Annotated in this window: 9 protein-coding genes; all 9 read left to right on the top strand. The window is 64.2% G+C overall.

Annotated elements, in window-relative coordinates; all coding sequences use genetic code 11:
• Positions 1–25: 25 nt before the first annotated feature.
• The 9 genes from apaG (at position 26) to MRBLMA1_RS03800 (ending at position 19,178) form a co-directional block, all read left to right on the top strand.
• Positions 26–424: a Co2+/Mg2+ efflux protein ApaG gene (apaG, locus tag MRBLMA1_RS03840; protein WP_025546552.1), complete on the top strand. Its 399-nt coding sequence runs from the start codon at positions 26–28 to the stop codon at positions 422–424.
• Positions 421–1,212, top strand: a complete 792-nt coding sequence (locus MRBLMA1_RS03835; protein WP_363735108.1) for a LysR family transcriptional regulator — start codon at positions 421–423, stop codon at positions 1,210–1,212. The genes apaG and MRBLMA1_RS03835 overlap by 4 nt, the downstream gene beginning before the upstream one ends.
• A gap of 75 nt (positions 1,213–1,287) precedes the next feature.
• Entirely contained in the window at positions 1,288–1,995 is a 708-nt protein-coding gene (locus tag MRBLMA1_RS03830; protein ID WP_363735107.1) for a tetratricopeptide repeat protein, read from the top strand.
• Positions 1,996–2,770: 775 nt separating this feature from the next.
• The gene (locus tag MRBLMA1_RS03825) at positions 2,771–12,439 is read left to right on the top strand and encodes a beta strand repeat-containing protein (protein ID WP_363735106.1); all 9,669 of its coding nucleotides are present in this window, start codon (positions 2,771–2,773) and stop codon (positions 12,437–12,439) included.
• A 52-nt stretch (positions 12,440–12,491) separates the two neighbouring features.
• Positions 12,492–13,199: an OmpA family protein gene (locus MRBLMA1_RS03820; RefSeq protein WP_208108027.1), complete on the top strand. Its 708-nt coding sequence runs from the start codon at positions 12,492–12,494 to the stop codon at positions 13,197–13,199.
• 12 nt (positions 13,200–13,211) lie between these two features.
• A complete protein-coding gene (locus MRBLMA1_RS03815; protein ID WP_363735104.1) occupies positions 13,212–14,606 on the top strand; it encodes a TolC family protein in 1,395 nt (464 codons plus the stop codon).
• 53 nt (positions 14,607–14,659) lie between these two features.
• The gene (locus tag MRBLMA1_RS03810; RefSeq protein WP_363735103.1) at positions 14,660–16,819 is read left to right on the top strand and encodes a type I secretion system permease/ATPase; all 2,160 of its coding nucleotides are present in this window, start codon (positions 14,660–14,662) and stop codon (positions 16,817–16,819) included.
• Positions 16,820–16,971: 152 nt separating this feature from the next.
• Positions 16,972–17,907 (top strand): cell wall hydrolase, encoded by a 936-nt coding sequence (locus MRBLMA1_RS03805; RefSeq protein WP_363735101.1) that lies wholly within the window; start codon positions 16,972–16,974, stop codon positions 17,905–17,907.
• A complete protein-coding gene (locus MRBLMA1_RS03800) occupies positions 17,904–19,178 on the top strand; it encodes an HlyD family type I secretion periplasmic adaptor subunit (RefSeq protein WP_363735100.1) in 1,275 nt (424 codons plus the stop codon). Before MRBLMA1_RS03805 ends, MRBLMA1_RS03800 begins: the two co-directional genes overlap by 4 nt.
• Positions 19,179–19,224: the final 46 nt, after the last annotated feature.

Below are 19,224 nucleotides of genomic sequence, written 5' to 3'. Positions count from 1 at the left end.
GGGTGAAAGGCGCATTTCTTAACCCGTGAACGCACTTTTTCCCTTCCACGCGACAACGCGCGACATCAACGTGCACGTCGCGGTCACATTCCTGCCCGAACAGTCGGAGCCGGACCGGGGCCGATGGTTCTGGGCCTATCATATCCGTATCGAGAATGACGGGGACCAGCCGGTGCAACTGCTGACGCGTCATTGGATCATTACCGATGGGCGCGGCACGCAGCATCGTGTCGATGGAGACGGTGTCGTGGGGGAACAGCCAGTGGTGCAGCCAGGCAAGAGCTATGACTATGTATCAGGCTGCCCGCTCAATACGCCGACGGGATCGATGAAGGGGCATTATCACATGATCGGCGCCAGCGGCGAGACGTTCGACATCGCCATCCCGCATTTCGCGCTGATCGCGCCGGCGGTGGCCGAATGAAGCGTACCCATTTGCCGCTCAACGGCCTGCGCGTGCTGGATGCCGCGGCGCGGCACCTGTCCTTTACGCGCGCCGCGGATGAACTGGCCGTGACGCCAGCTGCCGTGGGGCAGCAGATTCGCGCGCTGGAGGATCTGTTGGGCGTCGTCCTGTTTCGCCGGACTCCCAAGGGGCTGGAACTGACGCCTGAGACCGAAGCGGGCCTCGCTGCCCTGCGTGCCGGTTTCCTGGAGTTCGAGGAAGCGGTGCGCGCCATGCAGGCGGGTCAGTCCAGCAGTTCGCTCACCATAGCGGCGCCGCGAGACATCACGGCCAAATGGCTCCAGCCCCGTCTGGCGGGCTATGCGGCCAGCCAGCCGGACCTCAAGTTCGCGCTAGTCGCGGCTGACGAGGCGCTGGACTTCACCGAAGCCAATCTCGACCTCGCCTTGCGTCTGGCCGAGGGGCCGGGCGAGAATGAGGGCGTGAAGCTGGGCGAGGCGGCCTTTGTAACCGTGGAAGCGGTCAAGGACGGTTCCGATTATCGCATCGAATGGCCCGGTTGTCCCAAGGAGGATGTGCCATCAACGATCCGCGTCGCCGATGCGGGGCTGGCGATCGAAGCGGCCGCCAACGGATTCGGCCATGCCTGCGTGCCCTTCCTGCTGGCCCAGGCGGATATCGCGGCTGGGCGCGTGCGGCAGGTGGGCGACGCTGCGCCTTCGATACTGGCCTATTGGCTGATCGCGCCCCTGCCGCAATGGCGGCAAAAGAAGGTCAGGGCTTTGGTCGAGGCGCTGACAGCGTAAAAGTCCGCGCTTGCACTTTCTTAAGCCTGTTGGACATAGCATCCATCAGCCGAAAGATTGCGAAGGGAGAGTGGCTTGGGCGTCGGCAAAAGGGTCTGGATGGTGCGAGGCGCCCTGCTGCTGTGCATTGCTTCGCCCGCGCACGCGCAAGCGCCTTATGTCCCGGACGTGACCGAAGCGCGGGAAAAGGAATGGCGCAAGCTGGTGGCGGCGTCCCAGGCTGCCTATGCGTCGGGCAAGGCGACCGATGGCATCGATCCCGCACGGAAAGGCCTGGCGCTGGCCGATGAACTATTCGGCCCGGATGATCCCCGCTCGCTGATTTCCGCCAACGACCTGGCGTTGCAACTGGAATCCATCGGGCAGTTCAGGGAGGCGGAAAGCCTGTATCGGCGCGTGTTCGACAGCTATTTGCGGACCAGGGGGGGTGACGATCCCAACACGCAGCTTGCCCTGGAAAATCTTGTTGATTTCTACATGGCGCGCAAACGCTATGACGCAGCTGAGCCTTTGGCGGGTTATGCCCTGGCCAGTTTCCGGCGCACCACCGGTTCGGGGAGCGCACGCAGTCAGCGGATGGAACGGATATTGGCCGACATGCCCAGGCCCGCTGTGACGATGGATTCCTTCCCTTCCGCCGGATCGGTCGAAATTGTCGCGGGCGGCGGGGCGAATGAACAGGATCATGCAATCAAATCGTCCGATCAATCCACAGGGCAGGGGAATGATGTGGAAAAACCTTCGCCCGATGCAGCAACGGCCATAGACCAAATTCGTCCCTGACGAAGAATATCCTTGCGTTCTGCCGCAGTGGTTTGAACGATTAACCTTGGATATAAGTCATCGGGTCAATTGTTTAAAATTACGCAACCGTTATTCCTGATTCTTGTCGGAGGGGGATTGAATTTCCATAGCTTATCGCCGGTCACAGGCCGACTGGACGAAGCCGCGGGAAGGAAAGCACGGCTCCGAAAGATAAGCCTATGGGTCGCATTAGGGCGGGCGGTCGGTTGCGTAAACCGGCCGCCCGTTTCCATTTCCGGATGGAAAGCGCCCGTCGTTTCATCTGGTCCCGATCCAAATTCGTTATTTGCCAAAGTCCGCTCGTGCCAGGTTCGCGACGAGTCGAACCGCAAACGAATTGTCCGAGTCGCATATGCCCTCAGCCCAATTTGTTAACCAAGGCCAAGATCGGCATAGTCGAAAAGATATAATTTTCTGAAACTATATATATCTTTAGTAATAATACCAAAGTTATTTTTTCGGCTGTATCGTATTAAAATGGTTAACAAAACTGGAATCTGCGTGACTCATTTCGAGGACGACGAATAAGATCAGCCATCGGGTCAGTAAAAATACAGATGCAAAATGTTAATCCGGGGCGGCAGCCGACTTTCAAACGGTCCTGCCGGCGGGAGAACGTTGACTAGGGGCAATAGCTGATCCGCTGATTGCCGCAATGTCGGGAAAAGGCGTCAGGTCCGAATGCATCAGGCATTCGGGGCAAGCCCTTTTGCGCGCTTCTTCCATGCCCCCATGGCGACAGGTGGGATGGACAATGGATTACGAGCGCGATTGGGATGGCAAAGATACCGCTGACCATCAGCAGGCCCTTCACCCGGAGGCAGCCGCACTGGCGGCGAAGCCCAAGCTGGCCCAGCCCGGAAAGTCGCATGCCGCGGATGTCGTCAGGACGGTCGCGCCCAATCCGGACGGTACCATTGTTCTGCCTGCGGGCACGGATATCGACCAGATCGAGGTTTCCGGCCGCAATCTGATCGTCCACCTGCCCGATGGCACCGATCTGGTGATCCTGGAGGGGGCGGTGGTCATGCCGCGCCTGGTTGTCGGCGATGTCGAAATTCCTTCCGTCAACCTGGCGGCTCTCCTGATCGGGGAGGAACCGCAGCCTGCGGCCGGTCCGCCGCGCAGTTCCGGCGGCAATTTCATCGGTCCTGACGGCGATGTGGGCGATCCCCATGGCCTGGGCGACCTGTTGCCGCCGACCGAATTGCTTTTCAGCCAGCCCGAAGAGCGCGAGATCCTGCCGATTGCGCCGAACGATCCGCCGGAAGTCACCATCATCACGCCCGATCAGCCTGCTGGGGCGACGGCCGCGACGGCCGGTGTGAGCGAGGCGGGCCTTCCCGCGCGCGGCAACGAACCGGCCGGTTCGGCGGCTGCGGGGGATAGCGAGCGGACGATCGGCACCATCGCGATCAACGCCAATGACGGGCTGGCGAGCGTGACCATCAACGGTGTGGCGATCACGACCGTGGGGCAGACGGTAACGACGCCGCTGGGCGTGCTGACCATCACCTCGATCGCGGATGGTTCGATCGGCTACAGCTATGCGCTGAGCGACAATGTCGTCGGCGCGCCGCCTGCGGAAGTCTTTACCGTCGTCGTCACCGACAATGACGGCGATCAGGCAAGCGCCACGCTGACCATCTCCATCGCCGACGATGCGCCGACGGCCGTCAACGATGCCGATAGCGTGACCGAGGATGGCCCGCTGGTCGCGGATGGCAATGTCATGACCGGCAGCGGTGGCAGCGACGCGAACGGCACGGACGGCGTGGCCGACGTGCAGGGCGCGGACGGCGCGGCCGTGACGACCACCGGCACCTTCCAGGGCACCTATGGCACGCTGACGCTGACGGCGTCGGGCGCCTACAGCTATACCCTGGCCAATGCCAACCCGGCGGTGCAGTTCCTGGTGCCTGGCCAGACGCTGACCGACAGCTTCAGCTATACGATCACCGACGCGGATGGCGACACGTCCAGCGCAACGCTGACGATCACCATCAACGGCGCCGATGACGGCATCACCATCACCGGCCTGAACGGCGCGCCCGGCCTTGAGGGCGCCGAACTCGTGGTGCTGGAAAATGACCTGTCGGACGGCAGTTCGCCTGACGCGACCGGGCTGACGAAGACCGGTTCCTTTGCCGTCAGCGGCGCGGACGGCCTGTCGGGCGTCACCATTGGCGGCGTTTCGGTGCTGGCCAATGGCGCCTTCGTTGCCAGACAGGTGGTTACGACGCCGCTCGGCACGCTGACCATCACCGGCTTCACCGCGACGGCGACCCAGGGCGGCGTGCCGACCGCGGGCACCTTCACCTACAGCTTTCTGCTGACCGACAACAGCCTGGACCATGACGCGTCGGGCGCGGACAGCATCCTGCAAAGCTTTGCCGTGGTGGCGACCGATCGCAACGGATCGACCGCCAATGCCAGTATCGACGTGCAGATCGTCGATGACGTCCCGACCGCCAACAACGATGCCGGGTCGATTGCCGCGGGCACCTATGGCCCGGTCACCGGCAATGTCGTGACCAATGACGTCAAGGGCGCGGACGGGGCGATGGTTTCAACCACCGGCACCTTTGAAGGCGAATATGGCACGCTGACGCTCAATGCGGATGGCAGCTACAGCTATGTCCGTGCCGCAGGCACGCCGGGTGGCGTCAGCGACAGCTTCAGCTACACGCTGCTCGACGGCGATGGCGACACGTCCAGCGCCATATTGCGGATCGATATCGCCGATGGCGACGTCATGATCATCTCCATCCCCAAGGTTGGCGAGGGCACGATCGTCGACGAAGCAGGCCTCAACGACCCGGTCGGGTCAGAGGCGGGCACCGATGTCGAGACCACTGACGGCACAATCACCTATACCGCGCCGGACGGCCCCGCGACCGTCACCATCAACGGTGTCCTGATCACTGGCCCCGGCCAGCAGATCGTTACCGACAAGGGGATTCTGACCGTCACCGGCATCAGCGACGGCAGCATCGACTACAGCTATACGCTGACCACCAATACCGATGGCGACGATGTGACCGACAGCTTCGTCGTCACCGTCACCGATGTGGACGGCGACCAGGCGACCGACACGCTGACCATCACGATCATCGATGACGTTCCGACTGCCACCAATGACGTGGATTCGGTGCGTGAGGATGGTCCGCTGGTCGCCGACGGCAATGTCATCGCCGGATCGGGCGGCACGGACGCCAACGCCACCGACGGCAATGCTGACGTGCAGGGCGCCGACGGCGCGCAGGTCACCGCCATCGCCTTTGCCGGGACGAACGGCACGGTCGGCGCACCACTCGCCGGTCTTTATGGTTCGCTGGTGATCCAGCCGGGCGGCAGCTATGCCTATACGCTGGACAATGAAAATGGCGTGGTCCAGGGCCTGGACAAGAACCAGACGCTGACCGAAACCTTCACCTACACGCTGACCGATGGCGATGGCGATCCGTCCAGCGCGACCATCACCATCACCATCCAGGGCAGCGATGATGGCGTGACCATCAATGGCCTGGACGGCGAGGGCGCGGAAGAAACCGTCTTCGAAAACGATCTGGCGGACGGCAGCTCGGCGGATGCGGCGGCGCTGACCCAGACGGGCAATCTCTCCCTCTCCGCGCCGGACGGCGTGGCGACCATAACCGTCGGCGGCCAGCCGATCTTCGGTGCCAGCGGCTTCATCAGCGGCGTCACCCTGTCCAACGCCTATGGCACGTTGACCATCACCGGCTTCACGCCCGTTATCGGCGCGGATGGCGACGTCACCGGCGGGACGGTCAGCTATAGCTATACGCTGAACGACAATACGCTGCTGCATGCGGGCGCCAATGATGGCAGCCTGACGGACAGCTTTGCGGTGGTCGTCACCGACACCGACGGATCGACTGACACGGCCAGCCTGGACGTCCGCGTGGTGGACGATGTGCCGACCGCGGTGAACGACAGTGCAGGCCAGCTTGCTGAAAATGCGTCGGTAACCGTCAATGTCTTCGCCAATGACGTGGCCGGGGCCGATGGCGTCGACCTCGCCAGCGGCGTCGCGCTGGAAACCGGCGCGGCCAAAGGCAGCGTCGTCTATCAGGGCAATGGCGTATTCCTCTATACCCCCAATGCGGGCGCTGAGGGCAGCGACAGCTTCACCTACACCATCACCGACGGCGATGGCGACACGTCGACCGCGACGGTGACGATCAACCTGCTCAGGGATTCGACGCCAACCGTCAGCGTCACCGACATGACTGTGTCGGAAGCCGGCCTGCCCGGCGGCACGCAGGCAGCCGGGGACAGCGAGACGGCGACCGGTTCCATGACCATCGCGACCGGCGGCGACACGCTGACCAAGGTAGAGGTGCAGGACAAGAACGGTGCCTGGGTTGATGTGACCGCGGCGACGGCGGGAACGCCGGTCGTGGTCGCGGGCGCGGCGGGCACGCTGACCGTGACTTCGGACGGGGCGGGCCATTACAGCTACAGCTATACGCTGGCGGTCAACGATCCCACCCATCCCGACAATGATCCGCTGGACGGCGACGGGATCAGCGGCGCGGCCGACCCCCAGGCGGGCGATGCCTTCGCCGTGCGCGTGACGGACAGCGATGGCGATGTCTCGCCAGCCGATGCGATCAACGTGACCGTGCTGGACGATGCGCCCATCGCGGTAGCGGACAGCGGCTCGGTCGATGAGGGCGGCTCCTTGATCGTCTCGGCGGCCAATGGCGTGCTTGTCAACGACCAACCGGGCGCGGACGGCTATGCGCCGGGCGTGGTCGGCGTGGCGAAGGGCAGCGATGCGAACACCCCCGTCAGCGGCCATGTCGGCACGGCGGTCGCGGGCAACTACGGCACGTTGACCCTCTTCGCGGACGGCAGCTATCGCTATGATGCGACGCCCAACGCGATCTCTGCGGATCAGCAGGACGTGTTCGTCTACACGATCCGCGACGCGGACGGCGATCTGGCGACGGCGACGTTGACCATCGACGTCGCGAACGTTGCCCTGCCGGCAGACAACCAGACCAAGACTGTCTATGAGGCGGCACTGGACACCAGCGTGACCGGCGACGACATTGCGGCGGGCAGCGTGACCGGCAGCACGCCCGGCGAAACCACCGAGACGACGACTGGCCAGCTCAATGTCACCGGCGCCGTCAGCTACACGCTGACCAGCTCCGCCAATGGCGGCTATGGGCAGATCCAGTTGAACAGCAATGGCAGCTATACCTATACGCTGACTTCGCCTGTCGATGGCCCGACCACCAATGACGGTCCGCAGACTTTCCTGGGCGCCGAAGTCTTCACCTATCAGGCGGTCGACGGTGCGGGCAATGTCGCCAATGGCACCATCACCATCGATGTGGTGGACGATGTTCCGACCGCCGTGAACGACGCGGCCCGGACCGTGGCGGAGGATGGCGCAGACATCAACGGCAATGTCCTGGCCAACGACACGCTGGGCGCGGATGGCGCCACGCTGACTTCGGTCACCATCGGCGGCGTCACCACGGCGATCAACGCTGTGGGCACGACCAATGTGAACACGGCGTTCGGCGCCTACACGTTCACGGCGGCGGGTGCCTGGACCTTCAACCCGTCCACCAACCTCAACAATGCGAGCGGTGTCGACGCGGGCTTCTCCTATGTCATCACCGATGGCGATGGCGACCAGTCGACGGCGAACCAGCCGATCACGGTCACCGATGGTGCGATTCCGACCGCGAGCGGCCCGATCAGCCTGGCGCTGGACGACCAGAACCTGGCTGGCGGTACCAGCGAGGCTAACCCTGATTTCGACAGCGGCTCCATCACCTTCACACCCGGTTCGGATGCGATCGTCTCGATCGTTTTCGGCGGCACGGGCAGCCTGACGGGCGACCTGACCTGGCTGCGGGTGTCCGACACGCAGATCACCGGTTCGGATGAGCGCGGCGTCGTCGTAACGCTGAACCTGTCGGTCGTCGGCACCGTTGCAACCGTGACGGCCACGCTGAACGACAATTACGACACCCATCCGGGCATCAATGCTGACGATCTGGTCGCGCTTGGTTCGGTGCAGGTGATCGCGCAGGATAGCGATGGCGACACCGCTACCGGCACCGTGTCGGTCAGCGTGTCCGACGATCTGCCGGTCGTCAGCGCCAATCCGACCGTGCAACTGGACGACGATGCGCTGGGCGGCAACGCCAATGGCACGGGCGACGATGCGAACAGCGTCAACGCCACGGGCACGCTCGCGCATGATTATCGCGCGGACGGTCCGGGCGGCATTACCCTGCTCGGCACGGGCGCGCCGGTCGGCTTCACTTATGAAAGCAATGGCACTGTCCTGCTGGTGAAGCAGGGCGGCACCACCGTGCTGACCGTGACGCTGACCGATCCGGTCGCGGGCACCTATTCGGTGGTGCAGAATGCCGCCATCGTCCATCCGCTTGGCGGCGACGAGAATAATGTCAGCTTCGACATCGCCTATCGGGTGAGCGACGCCGACAATGACACCGCCACCGGCACGCTGACCATCAATGTCGACGACGACACGCCGGTCGCGGCCAACGATACCGACGTCGTGAAGGAAGACGTCACGCTGAGCGCCAGCGGCAATGTGCTGACGGGCGCGGGCAGCGACGGCAATCCGGCGGGTGCGGACTCGCTGGGCGCTGATGGCTCGGCGGCGGGCGGCGCGGTCACGGCGGTCACCGGGGGCGCCATCGGCGGCAATGCCATCGGCAGCTACGGCACGCTCGTCCTCAATTCCACGGGCGGCTATACCTATACGCTGAACAACGGCCTGGCCGCCGTCCAGCAACTGGACGATGGCGAAACGCTGCAGGACAGCTTCACCTACACCATCACCGATGGAGACGGGGACAGCACCACTGCCGTGCTGACCATCACGATCCAGGGCACGAATGACGCGCCGCAGGTTGGCAGCGGGGTTGCGGTGGTTTCCGAAGAGGGGCTGTCAGGCGCCAATGCGGACACGGCCGGCACCCCCAGCGATACGACGAACTCGGTGACGGCGGGCGGCACGATCACCGCAACCGATGTGGATGGCGATGCCGTCACCATGACCCTGGGCGACCCCGGCGCGGTACTCAGCGCTGACGGCCTGCCCGTCACCTGGACTGGTGTCGGCACGCAGTCCCTGACCGGATCGGCTGGCGGTGTGCCGGTCATCACGATCACGATCAACAATGCGGGCGCCTATACGGTCACGCTGCTCCAGTCCGTCGATCACAGCGGCATCAATGTAGAGGATCTGAAGAATTTCTCGGTCCCCGTGAATGTCAGCGACGGCACCACGACGGTCGGCACCAGCATAGCCGTCACTATCGAGGATGACAGCCCGACAGCCGCCGATGACAATGTTACGACCATCGAAAAGGCGCTGGCATCGACCGGCAATGTCCTCACCAACGATCATGTCGGCGCGGACACGCCCGGCGCGGTGGTTTCGGTTGGCGGCAGCGCCATAACGCTGGGCGGCAGCCAGACGATCGTCGGTACCTATGGTACGTTGCAGTTGTTCTCAGACGGCAGCTACATCTACACGCCCAAGGTTTCGGTCCCTTCGGGATCGACCGACAGCTTCACCTATGTCATGCGCGATGCCGATAACGATACGGCCAGCGCGACGCTGAAGTTCACCTTCCAGGGCGACGCGAACAAGCCGACGGCGGACAACAGGGCGGCTAAGGTCGACGATGACGGCCTGACGGGCGGCAATCCGCTGAGCACGATTGGCGATGTCGACGCCAATGTGGGCGACAACGACGCAGGCCCCAGCGAGGCCAGCTTCAGCGGCACTTTGGGATTCACCTTCGGTGATGACGGCGGCGGCAGCGTGACCTTCGCCAACATGAACGGCCTGACCGGCACTGTTGGCACGGACACGGTTTCCTATAGCTGGAACGGCGCCAGCAACACGCTGACCGCGACCATCACGACGGTTGGCGGGCGCGGTACGCCGCTGTTCCAGGTGGTCGTCAACCCCACGACCGGCGCCTACACGGTGACCTTGCTCGACAATGTGCTGCACGCTGCGGGCGGCAATGAAAACGACGCGCCGCAGGTCGACCTCAATTTCCTGGTGACCGACAGCGATTATGACGCGACGACCAACCCGACCTCCTCGGCTGTCGGCCAGCTCCGGATCGTCTTCAACGACGATATGCCCAGCGCCTTCACGCCCGCGGCGGGGGCGGTCGCCAACAATGACAGCCCGGCGACGGCCTTCAACCTGAACTTTGCCAGCGTGGCGGGGGCTGACGGTGTCGGCGATGCGCTGTTCAACATCACCGATGGTGCGCCCGCCAAGGACACCAGCGGCGCAACGCTGCGGTTCAATGGCGAAGACCTGTTCATCTTCGGCAATGGCACCAATGTGCTGACCGCCAGGACGGCCGATGGCGACATTGGCTATACGGTGACGTTGCAGCCGGGGACGGACAAATATGTGTTCGACCTGCATGGCACGATCACCAATGGCAGCGAAATCTCGATCAGCAGCTTCAGTTCCGCCAAGGCCGGTAATACCGATTATCGCGGGCTGGGGGTCGACACCACCGACGCCATCGACGTACTCCTCTCCGGACGCAACTCTTCCGGTGGGCGTGGGTCGGTCAATACCGACGCTGACTCCATCGGCGTCGATAACAACTCGGTCAATCCCGACGAAGCGGTTCGCATCGACCTGGTGAAGACCCTGACAACCAGCGCGGGCACGACGACGGGCTTTGCCTATGTCGATCACCAGAGCGTTATCAGCTTCGAGCAGAGCATCGCCCAGGTCGGTGGCAGCCCCGGCAATACCGTGACGGTCAAGGTCACGGCGATCAATGCCGACAATGACCAGGATTTGGGTTACTCGTCCGCATCTCCAGAGGCGGGTGAAAGCTTCGTAGGCATCGTCAAGGTCTCGGTGACCGATTTCAGCACGGGCAATGTCTATACCTTCACCGCCGATGGCACCCAGGCGGGCTTCGGCGTCACCTTCTCCTCAGGCAGCGTCTTCATCTCCGGCCTGCAGGTGAACGACAAATATGAGATTGTCGGCGCCCAGGGCTTTGACGCGGTGCTGGTGGAATCGCCGCACGTCAACAATCCGTTCGACCTCGGCATTTTCTCCGTCGAGACGCTGAACAGCGGCACGCCGATCAACATCAACCATGCCATCGTGGCTTCGGATGCCGATGGCGACAGCGTCAACAGCGCGATCAGCGTCACGCTGAACCCGGTCGCCGTTCCACCGGTCGCCATCGACCTGGATGGAGACGGGCTGGAGTTTCTGGGCCTTTCCGCTGGTGTCACGCACGACTATGGCGCCGGTGCGGTCAACACCGCCTGGGTGTCCTCCGACGACGGCCTGCTCGCCCATGCGACGGGCGGCGGCTACGACATCGTCTTCGCCGACGACGCGCCCAATGCGTCGAGCGACCTGGAAGGGTTGCGCCTTGCCTATGACAGCAATGGCGACGGCGTGTTCGACGCAACGGATACCGCATTTGCCGAGTTCGGCGTGTGGCAGGATGCGAACAGCAACGGCGTTGTGGATGCGGGCGAGTTCAAGTCGCTTGCCGACATGGGCATCGCCTCCATCAACTTGACGGCCGATGGCAATGGCTATGTCGCTGCCGATGGCGATGTGACGGTTCTGGGCGAGGCAAGCTTCACCCGCACCGATGGCACAACCGGAACGATCGGCGACGTCACTTTCCGCACCGGCACCAGCAGCGATGCCAGCAAGACGGAAAGCACGAGCAGCGGCTTCAACCAGGCGCTGGTTGCGGCAAGCCTGGTTGCGGTGGCGGGCGCCGCCGAGGCGACGACCGAGCAGCAGCCTGAGCCGACCGTGACCGAAAGCAACGTTCCAGTCACGGAAACCGCGCCGACCGCTACCGTTTCGGACGAGCCGACCGCCACGCAGGAAAGCGCGCCGACCACGCTCGCCGCGAACGACGATCAGGCCGTGCATGAGCAGCCTGCGCCGACTGGCCATGCCAGCGAGGAAGCCGCGCCGGAACATGCCAGCCTGTCCGACGGCAACGACGCGCATGCTGCTGTCGAAACGGCGGATGCGGCTCAGCCCGAGCTCAGCGGTCATGAAGGGCTGCTGGCGCAATCGATCGACCTGCCTCCCGCCTTCGACGGCAATGCCGCGGCGGTTCTGGCGGCGCAGCAGGCGGCTCCGGCTGCCGATGCGGCAGAGGTCGTGAAGGAAGCGCTGGGCGCCCATGACGCGCCGAACATCGATGCGCTGCTGGCGGCGCTGCCGGGCGGCGAACATGCCGCCGCGCCCTTCCTGCTCAACCCCGTCGCGGGCGAGGCAGTGGACAGCGGGCATCTGGCGGCGGCGACAGCCATCTTCGACGCGGCGATGGTCGCGCATGAAGCGATGGCGGCCGGGCATGCCTGAACTTGGGGTTGATCTAGAAATTTTCTCGCGGGGAATTTTGGGGAGAGTGAATATGCGAAATGCTGTTGGAAAGGCGGTGGCCGTTGGGCTGACGACCGCCATGCTGACGACGACAGCGGCCTGGGCGGCGCCTGCTTCGCCCTTGCTGCAACTGGGCAAGTCCGAATTGCGGGATGCGCTGGACAGCCGTTACGACACGGCGGTCAAGGCCGTGGGCGACGCCAGCATCCGCGCGGCCCAGGACAGCCGCTGGACCTACGCCGTGGAGGCGAAGAACCAGTGCGGCATCGCCATCGGCTTCATCAAATCCGGCACGAAGGATGCGGAAAGCATCAACAAGTGCGACGACTTTGTGGCACGCCTCACGGCGCCGCCACCGCCGCCGGTGTCGGCAGCTTCAGCCCCACCCGCGCTGGACTGCACGGCGCCGGCGGTGTCCATCTTCTTCGACTGGAACATGGACATGCCGCTGCCGGAAGGGGTGAACACTGTCACGACCTTGACCCAGACGGCGGCGCAATGCGGGTGGAAGCGCTTTGGCGTGACCGGCTATACCGATACTTCGGGCAGCAACCGCTATAATGACGGCCTTTCGCTGCGCCGCGCGCAGAATGTCGCCAATCTGCTCAGCCAGGGTGGCATCCCCACGGATGCCATGACCGTCAACGGCCTGGGCGAAACCCAGCTCAAGATCGAAACCGCCGATGGTGTGCGCGAACCGATGAACCGTCGGGTCGAAATCACCGCCAGCGCGAATTAAGGGGAGGACGGCATGACTATCATGCGCAAAACATGTGGCAGCCTGATCGCCCTTTGTGCGGCGGCCATGGTGAGTACGGGCTGGGCCCAGACGACGGATCTCAAGAGCGCGATCGCTGCTGCACTCGACAGCCATCCGGAGATCAACCAGGCGATAGAGAACAAGCAGGCCATCGAATTCGAACGCGAACAGGCGCAGGGCCTTTACCTGCCCCGCGTCAGCGTTGAGGGGTCGGCTGGCGTCCGCCGCCTGGAAAACGCCACCCGCCGCGCGCTCAATCTCGACAATGAGACTCTCTGGCCGCTTGAAGCCAGCGTTCGCGCCGAGGAAACGCTTTGGGATTCGGGCTATCGCAGCGCTGAGAAGCGCCGGCAGGCCGCCCGCACCGATGGCGCTGCGTTGCGGGTCGGCGAACGATCGCAGTTCGTGGCGCTCAACGTCACCCGCCAATATCTGGACTATATGCTCCAGCAGCGGGTCGTGGCGGCGGCGGAGGACAATATCGCCTTCCATCGCAAGCTGCTCGGTGATCTGGGCGAGGGCGTGACCAAGGGGTCCATCAGCATTGCCGACCAGCAGCAGGCGGAGGAAAGGCTGCAGGCCGCCCTCGTCCGCAAGAGCGAGGCGGAGCAGGACATGACCAATGCGGCCATTCAGTTCCGCACCCTGACCGGCCTGTCGATCGATCAGGTGACCATGCCTGATGCTGTGACGAGCGCTCTGCCTCCGACGCTGGACGAAGCCATAGCCGCCGCGCGGACGCACAATCCGCTGGTTCGCGAGGCTGAGGCCGATATCCAGGCCGCGCATGCCGTGGTGGATGAGGCCAAGTCGGAGCTTGGGCCGACGGTCTCCGTGGAGGGCACCGGCCGCGTCGGCCAGGATGTCGACGGCTTCCGGGGCAGCACCAACGACATCCAGGGCCGGGTGGTCCTGCGCTGGCAGCTTTACAATGGCGGCATCAACCGGGCCAAGGTCCAGGAAATGACCCGCCGGGCAAGCGAAGCGCGCTTCCGCCTGAGCCAGCGGTTGCGCGAGGCGGAGGAGGATGTCCGCACCGCCTGGAACCGTTGGGATACGGAAAAGAAGCGCGTCACCGACCTGTCGCGTCAGGGCACGGTCTCCGACGGACTGCTGGTTTCCTATCGCGAGCAGTTCAACGTGGGCCGGCGCTCGCTGCTGGACGTTCTGGACAGCCAGAACACCCGCTTCAACACGCAGGTGCGGACGGAAACGGCCCGCTTCTCGGAAATGTTCGCGCAATATCAGATCCTGGCGGCCACCAACACGCTGCTGGATACGCTGGGCCTGGCCACGCCTTCGGACGCCAAGGCCGATGCGCGGAAGACCTATAATGTCCCTGATCTGCCGCCCGCTGAATTGCAGCGGCGGCGCTATCCGGGCTGAGTTTCATTATTGGGGGCCATCCTGGCGCAAGCCGGGATGGCGCGGGGTAAACAATGTTGGAACGAAGCACACTCAGTCTGGCCGAATGGCTGGACCATCAAGGCACGCCCGGTGACGAACTGGTCGAGAGCATCGCCCACGCGGCGCGGCATTTCGACCGTTCGCCCGGCATAGTGGGACTGCGAGCCGGCCTCGCCGTCGATGAATCCGGGCGCCTGCCCTTTCATCAGGCGGAATCGGCGCTCGACCAGATCGGCTTGCTGAGCGACCACGTCCGCGGTCGATTGGACAAATGGCGTCCTGGCAATCTGCCGGCCATCCTGCCTCTACGGGGCGGGCGGTTCCTGCTGCTGATGGACATCAAGGCCGGCGACGCGCTGGTCCAGCTTCCTCATGCGGATGAAGCGGTCTGGGCGCCGTTGAGCGATCTGGAAGGCGTTTTCACCGGGGAAGCGCTTGTCGTCATGGCCGATCACGGTCGTGAACGGGCAGAGGAGCGTCCCTGGGACGAACGGGTGCGGCAGCACTGGTTCTGGCGCGAAGTCTGGCGTGCACGCGGCGGCTTTGGCTATGTCATGCTGGCGGCGGGCATCATCAACCTGCTCGCCTTCGCGCTGCCGCTGTTCACGATGAACGTCTATGACCGGATCATTCCGAACAAGGCGGCCTCCAGCCTCTGGGTGCTTGGCATCGGCGTGATGCTGGCCTTCAGCCTGGATTTCGCACTGCGCATCGCCCGGGCAAGACTGGTGGACGAGGCGGGGCGGGAGATTGACGAACGCCTTTCGCAACGCCTGTTTGAAAAGGTACTGAACACGCCGCTCGCAAGCCGTTCCGGCAGCACCGGGGCGCTGGCGCGGCGCGTGTCGGAATTCGAATCCGTGCGCGAATTCTTCACCTCGACCACCGTGGTCCTGGTGGTGGACATCGCCTTCCTCTATTTCTTCGTCGCCATCATCGCGCTCCTGGGGGGCTGGCTCGCGATCGTACCGGTCGTGATGATGGGGATCATGGCGACTGCGGGGTGGTTCCTGCAGCGGTCCATGGCCCGCCTGTCCCGCGATGCGCAGGCGGATTCCAGCCTGCAAAGCGCCGCGCTGGTGGAGGCCATCGGCGGCATTGAGACGCTGAAGGCCTGCCGTGCCGAAGGACGAATGCTGGAGCGCTGGCGCCGCTATGCCCGGATGAGCGCGGCCACGCAGGAAAAGCTGCGGCGCCTGTCGTCCAAGAGCGTGACGTTGGCGTCGCTGTGCCAGCAGGTGACAAGCATCGCATTGGTCATCGGCGGCTTCTACATGTTCGCGGCAGGCGACATTTCAATGGGTGCGATCATCGCCATCGTCATGCTGGCCGGCCGTTCGCTGGCGCCGGTAGGGCAGCTTGCCTTCGTGATCGTGCGGGCGCGGCAGGCGATGACGACGCTCGACAGCCTGCAGACGCTGATCGACCAGCCCGACGAAAGGCTGGACGGCGCGCGCGGCATCATCCCCAGGATCCGCAAGGGCGCCATCGTCGCAGAGGGCCTTGAATTTGCTTATCCGGGCTCCAGCCAGCCCAGCCTCAAGGGCATCAACCTGCGCATCGAGCCGGGCGAGCGCATCGGCATCATCGGCCGCGTGGCGTCGGGCAAGTCGACGCTGGGTCGCGTGATCTGTGGTCTCTATCCGCCGACCGGCGGCGCCCTCAACCTGGATGAGATCGACAGCCGTCAATATCATCCCCATGAACTGCGCTCCGCCTTCCGCTATGTCGGGCAGGATTCCGAACTGTTCAGCGGGTCGGTGCGCGAAAACCTGCTGCTGGGCGCCCGCGAGGCCAGCGACGAAAAGCTACTGGAAGCGCTGGAGAGATCGGGGGCGGCGCGGTTCTTCGGACGCGATGCGGCGGGGTTCGACCTGCATATAGGAGAGCGCGGCAACCGCCTGTCCGGCGGTCAGCGCAGCTTTCTGGTGCTGGCGCGCGCTCTGGTGGAGCCTGCAAAGCTGCTCTTCCTCGACGAGCCGACCGGCGCGATGGACAACCAGACCGAAAATCTCTTCATCGATCATCTGGAGAAGGCGCTCGATCCCGGCCAGACACTGATGGTGTCGACACACCGTCATGCGTTGTTGCGGATCGTGGATCGACTGATCGTGATCGATCAGGGTGTCGTGCTGGCGGATGGGCCACGTGACGAGATCATTGGCCAACTCCAGCGGGTGGCCGGGCAATGAGCACTCATCCCGTCCATTCCATCCGAAGTGCTCCTGCGAAGGCATCGGGGCGAGACAAGTCGCTTGGCTCGACCCAGCCCCGCCGTCTGAACTGGGTTCCTGCCTTCGCAGGAACCTGGAGCGCGTGGTTCCTTGGGCTTGGAATCGCGACGATGGCGACGGTCGCTCTCTGGCCTCAAGAGTCCCAGCACCCTGCCATTCAGACGAAGATCGTGGAAACCGCCCCCGCCATTCCCCGCCAATATCTCGCTCTTGTTCAGATGACGGAGCAGGGCACCCCGGCCGCAGAAGGTGACAGGGCTCGCGAGGAAAATCAGCGTCTCGGCTTCTCCGGCGGTGTGATCGGCGTCGCCAAGCCGTTTCGCGCGCTGATTGCGGCTGGTGAGGATCATGATCACGCGCTCCAATGTCTGACCCAGGCGGTATATTATGAAGCCGCCCGCGAGCCGGAAAGCGGTCAGCGTGCCGTCGCGCAAGTGGTGCTGAACCGCGTTCGCCATCCCGCCTTTGCGAAGACCGTATGCGGCGTGGTCTATCAGCGTTTCGACGCGTCCGTTTGCCAGTTCAGCTTCGTCTGTGACGGATCGCTGGCGCGGCATCCCCTGCCAGACCTTTGGAATCGGGCGAAGCGGATCGCTGCCGACGCGCTGAGTGGGCGGGTCGAGAAGCAGGTGGGCACCGCGACCCATTATCACGCCGATTATGTCTTCCCGCGCTGGGCGCCGCATCTGGCGAAGCTGGCGCAGATCGGCGCGCATATCTTCTATCGCTGGCCAGGAGGCTGGGGCCAGCCGACGGCCTTCACGGGCCGCTATGCCGGCGGCGAGATCATTCCGGCCTTCGATCCGTCGCGCTTTGCCGCCGCGTCCCAGCCAGTCATCGACTATCCGCCGGTCGCTGCGCTGCCCGAACGTCGGGCGGTCAATGATGTCGGCGGGCGCATGGATCCGACCAAGGGGTGGAAGCTGTCCATTCCCGATCCTGCAGAAACAAAGGGCGCCCTGAGCAATTTGCTCGCCGCCCAGCAGAAGGCCGCGCCAGTGACGCTGGCCGCTGACGACCATCATATCCAAGGGGTGCAACCATGATTTCGCGCTGGATAAGCTGGCTGCGGGGGCAACCGGGCAACAAGCAGGTGATCCTTTACAGCGGCGGCGGCCTGCTGGTCTTCCTCATGTGGGCCAGCCTCGCCCCAGTGGATGAGGTGACACACGGGCAGGGCAGGGTGATCCCGTCCAGCAAGGCGCAGGTCATACAGTCCGCAGAGCCGACCACGATCGAGGAAATCCTGGTCCGCTCCGGTCAGAAGGTGAGCAAGGGGCAGCTGCTGGTTCGGCTTGACGATGCGATGCTCGCCTCCGAACTGGGCCAGCTTCAGGCGGAGACGCGTTCGCTGACCGCCCGCGCCGGACGTTTGGAGAGGGAGGGTACAGGTGAAGGCGCCGCCTGCACGACCGGCGGGCCGGAATGCCAGCAGGAGCAGGCCCTCGCCGCCGTTCGCCAGTCGGCGCTTCGCAGCAAGCAGGATGCGATGGCGGCCCAGGTCGACCAGCGCCGCCGCGAACAGGGCGAGGCGCAGGCGACCATCGACAGCCTGACCGGCAGCGTCCAGTTGGCCCGTCAGCGCGTGGCGATGCTGGAACCGCTCGCCGCCAAGTCGATCATCCCGCAGACCGAATTGCTCGATGCCCGGCGTGATCTGGTCGACGCGCAGGGTCGCCTGAACGCTGCGCAGCAGCAGGCCTCCCGCGCCGGGGCTGCGATCCGCGAGGCGCAGGCACAGCTTTCGGAAGCGAATTTCCAGTTCCGTCAGGACGCGCTCAACGAGCGTAGCCAGTTGGAGGCGAAGATCGCCGTCAACAGCGAGTCTCTTCGGGGCGCGAGGGGACGGGCGCAGCGGGCGGAGATCCGCTCGCCCGTCGACGGTGTGGTCAATGACGTGCAGGTGACGACCATCGGCGGCTATGTCAGTCCGGGTCAGAAGATCATGCAGATCGTGCCCATTGGCGAAAAGCTGCTGGTAGAGACGCGGGTCAAGCCGAACGACATCGCCTTCATCAAGACCGGCGACCGGGCGGTCGTGAAGGTGACCGCCTACGACTTCTCGATCTATGGGGGGCTGACCGGCACGGTGCAGCAGGTGTCGGCCGACAGCGTCTATGACGAAGCGACGCGGGAGGCCTATTTCACCGTGGTCGTGGAGACGGATCGCGCCTGGCTCGGATCGGGCGCGCACAAGCTGCCGATCACGCCCGGCATGGTATGCGATGTGGAGATACTGACCGGCCGCAAATCAGTGCTGGCCTACCTGCTGAAGCCGATCATGAAGGCTCGATCGGAAGCGCTCAGGGAAAGGTGACGAAATTCACCCTTCGCTCTGAGCCTGCCAGAGAGCGGCACTTTCC

It is taken from the genome of Sphingobium sp. LMA1-1-1.1 (assembly GCF_040676365.1).
In the GTDB taxonomy this organism is placed as follows: Bacteria; Pseudomonadota; Alphaproteobacteria; order Sphingomonadales; family Sphingomonadaceae; genus Sphingobium.
This window is presented reverse-complemented; position numbering and strand designations above follow the sequence as displayed.

Excerpts from the sequence above, each read along its gene's own strand:
- MRBLMA1_RS03835 (WP_363735108.1), top strand. The coding sequence starts at position 421 with ATGAAGCGTACCCATTTGCCGCTCAACGGCCTGCGCGTGCTGGATGCC.
- MRBLMA1_RS03825 (WP_363735106.1), top strand. The coding sequence starts at position 2,771 with ATGGATTACGAGCGCGATTGGGATGGCAAAGATACCGCTGACCATCAG.
- MRBLMA1_RS03820 (WP_208108027.1), top strand. The coding sequence starts at position 12,492 with ATGCGAAATGCTGTTGGAAAGGCGGTGGCCGTTGGGCTGACGACCGCC.
- MRBLMA1_RS03815 (WP_363735104.1), top strand. The coding sequence starts at position 13,212 with ATGACTATCATGCGCAAAACATGTGGCAGCCTGATCGCCCTTTGTGCG.
- MRBLMA1_RS03810 (WP_363735103.1), top strand. The coding sequence starts at position 14,660 with ATGTTGGAACGAAGCACACTCAGTCTGGCCGAATGGCTGGACCATCAA.
- MRBLMA1_RS03805 (WP_363735101.1), top strand. The coding sequence starts at position 16,972 with ATGGCGACGGTCGCTCTCTGGCCTCAAGAGTCCCAGCACCCTGCCATT.
- MRBLMA1_RS03800 (WP_363735100.1), top strand. The coding sequence starts at position 17,904 with ATGATTTCGCGCTGGATAAGCTGGCTGCGGGGGCAACCGGGCAACAAG.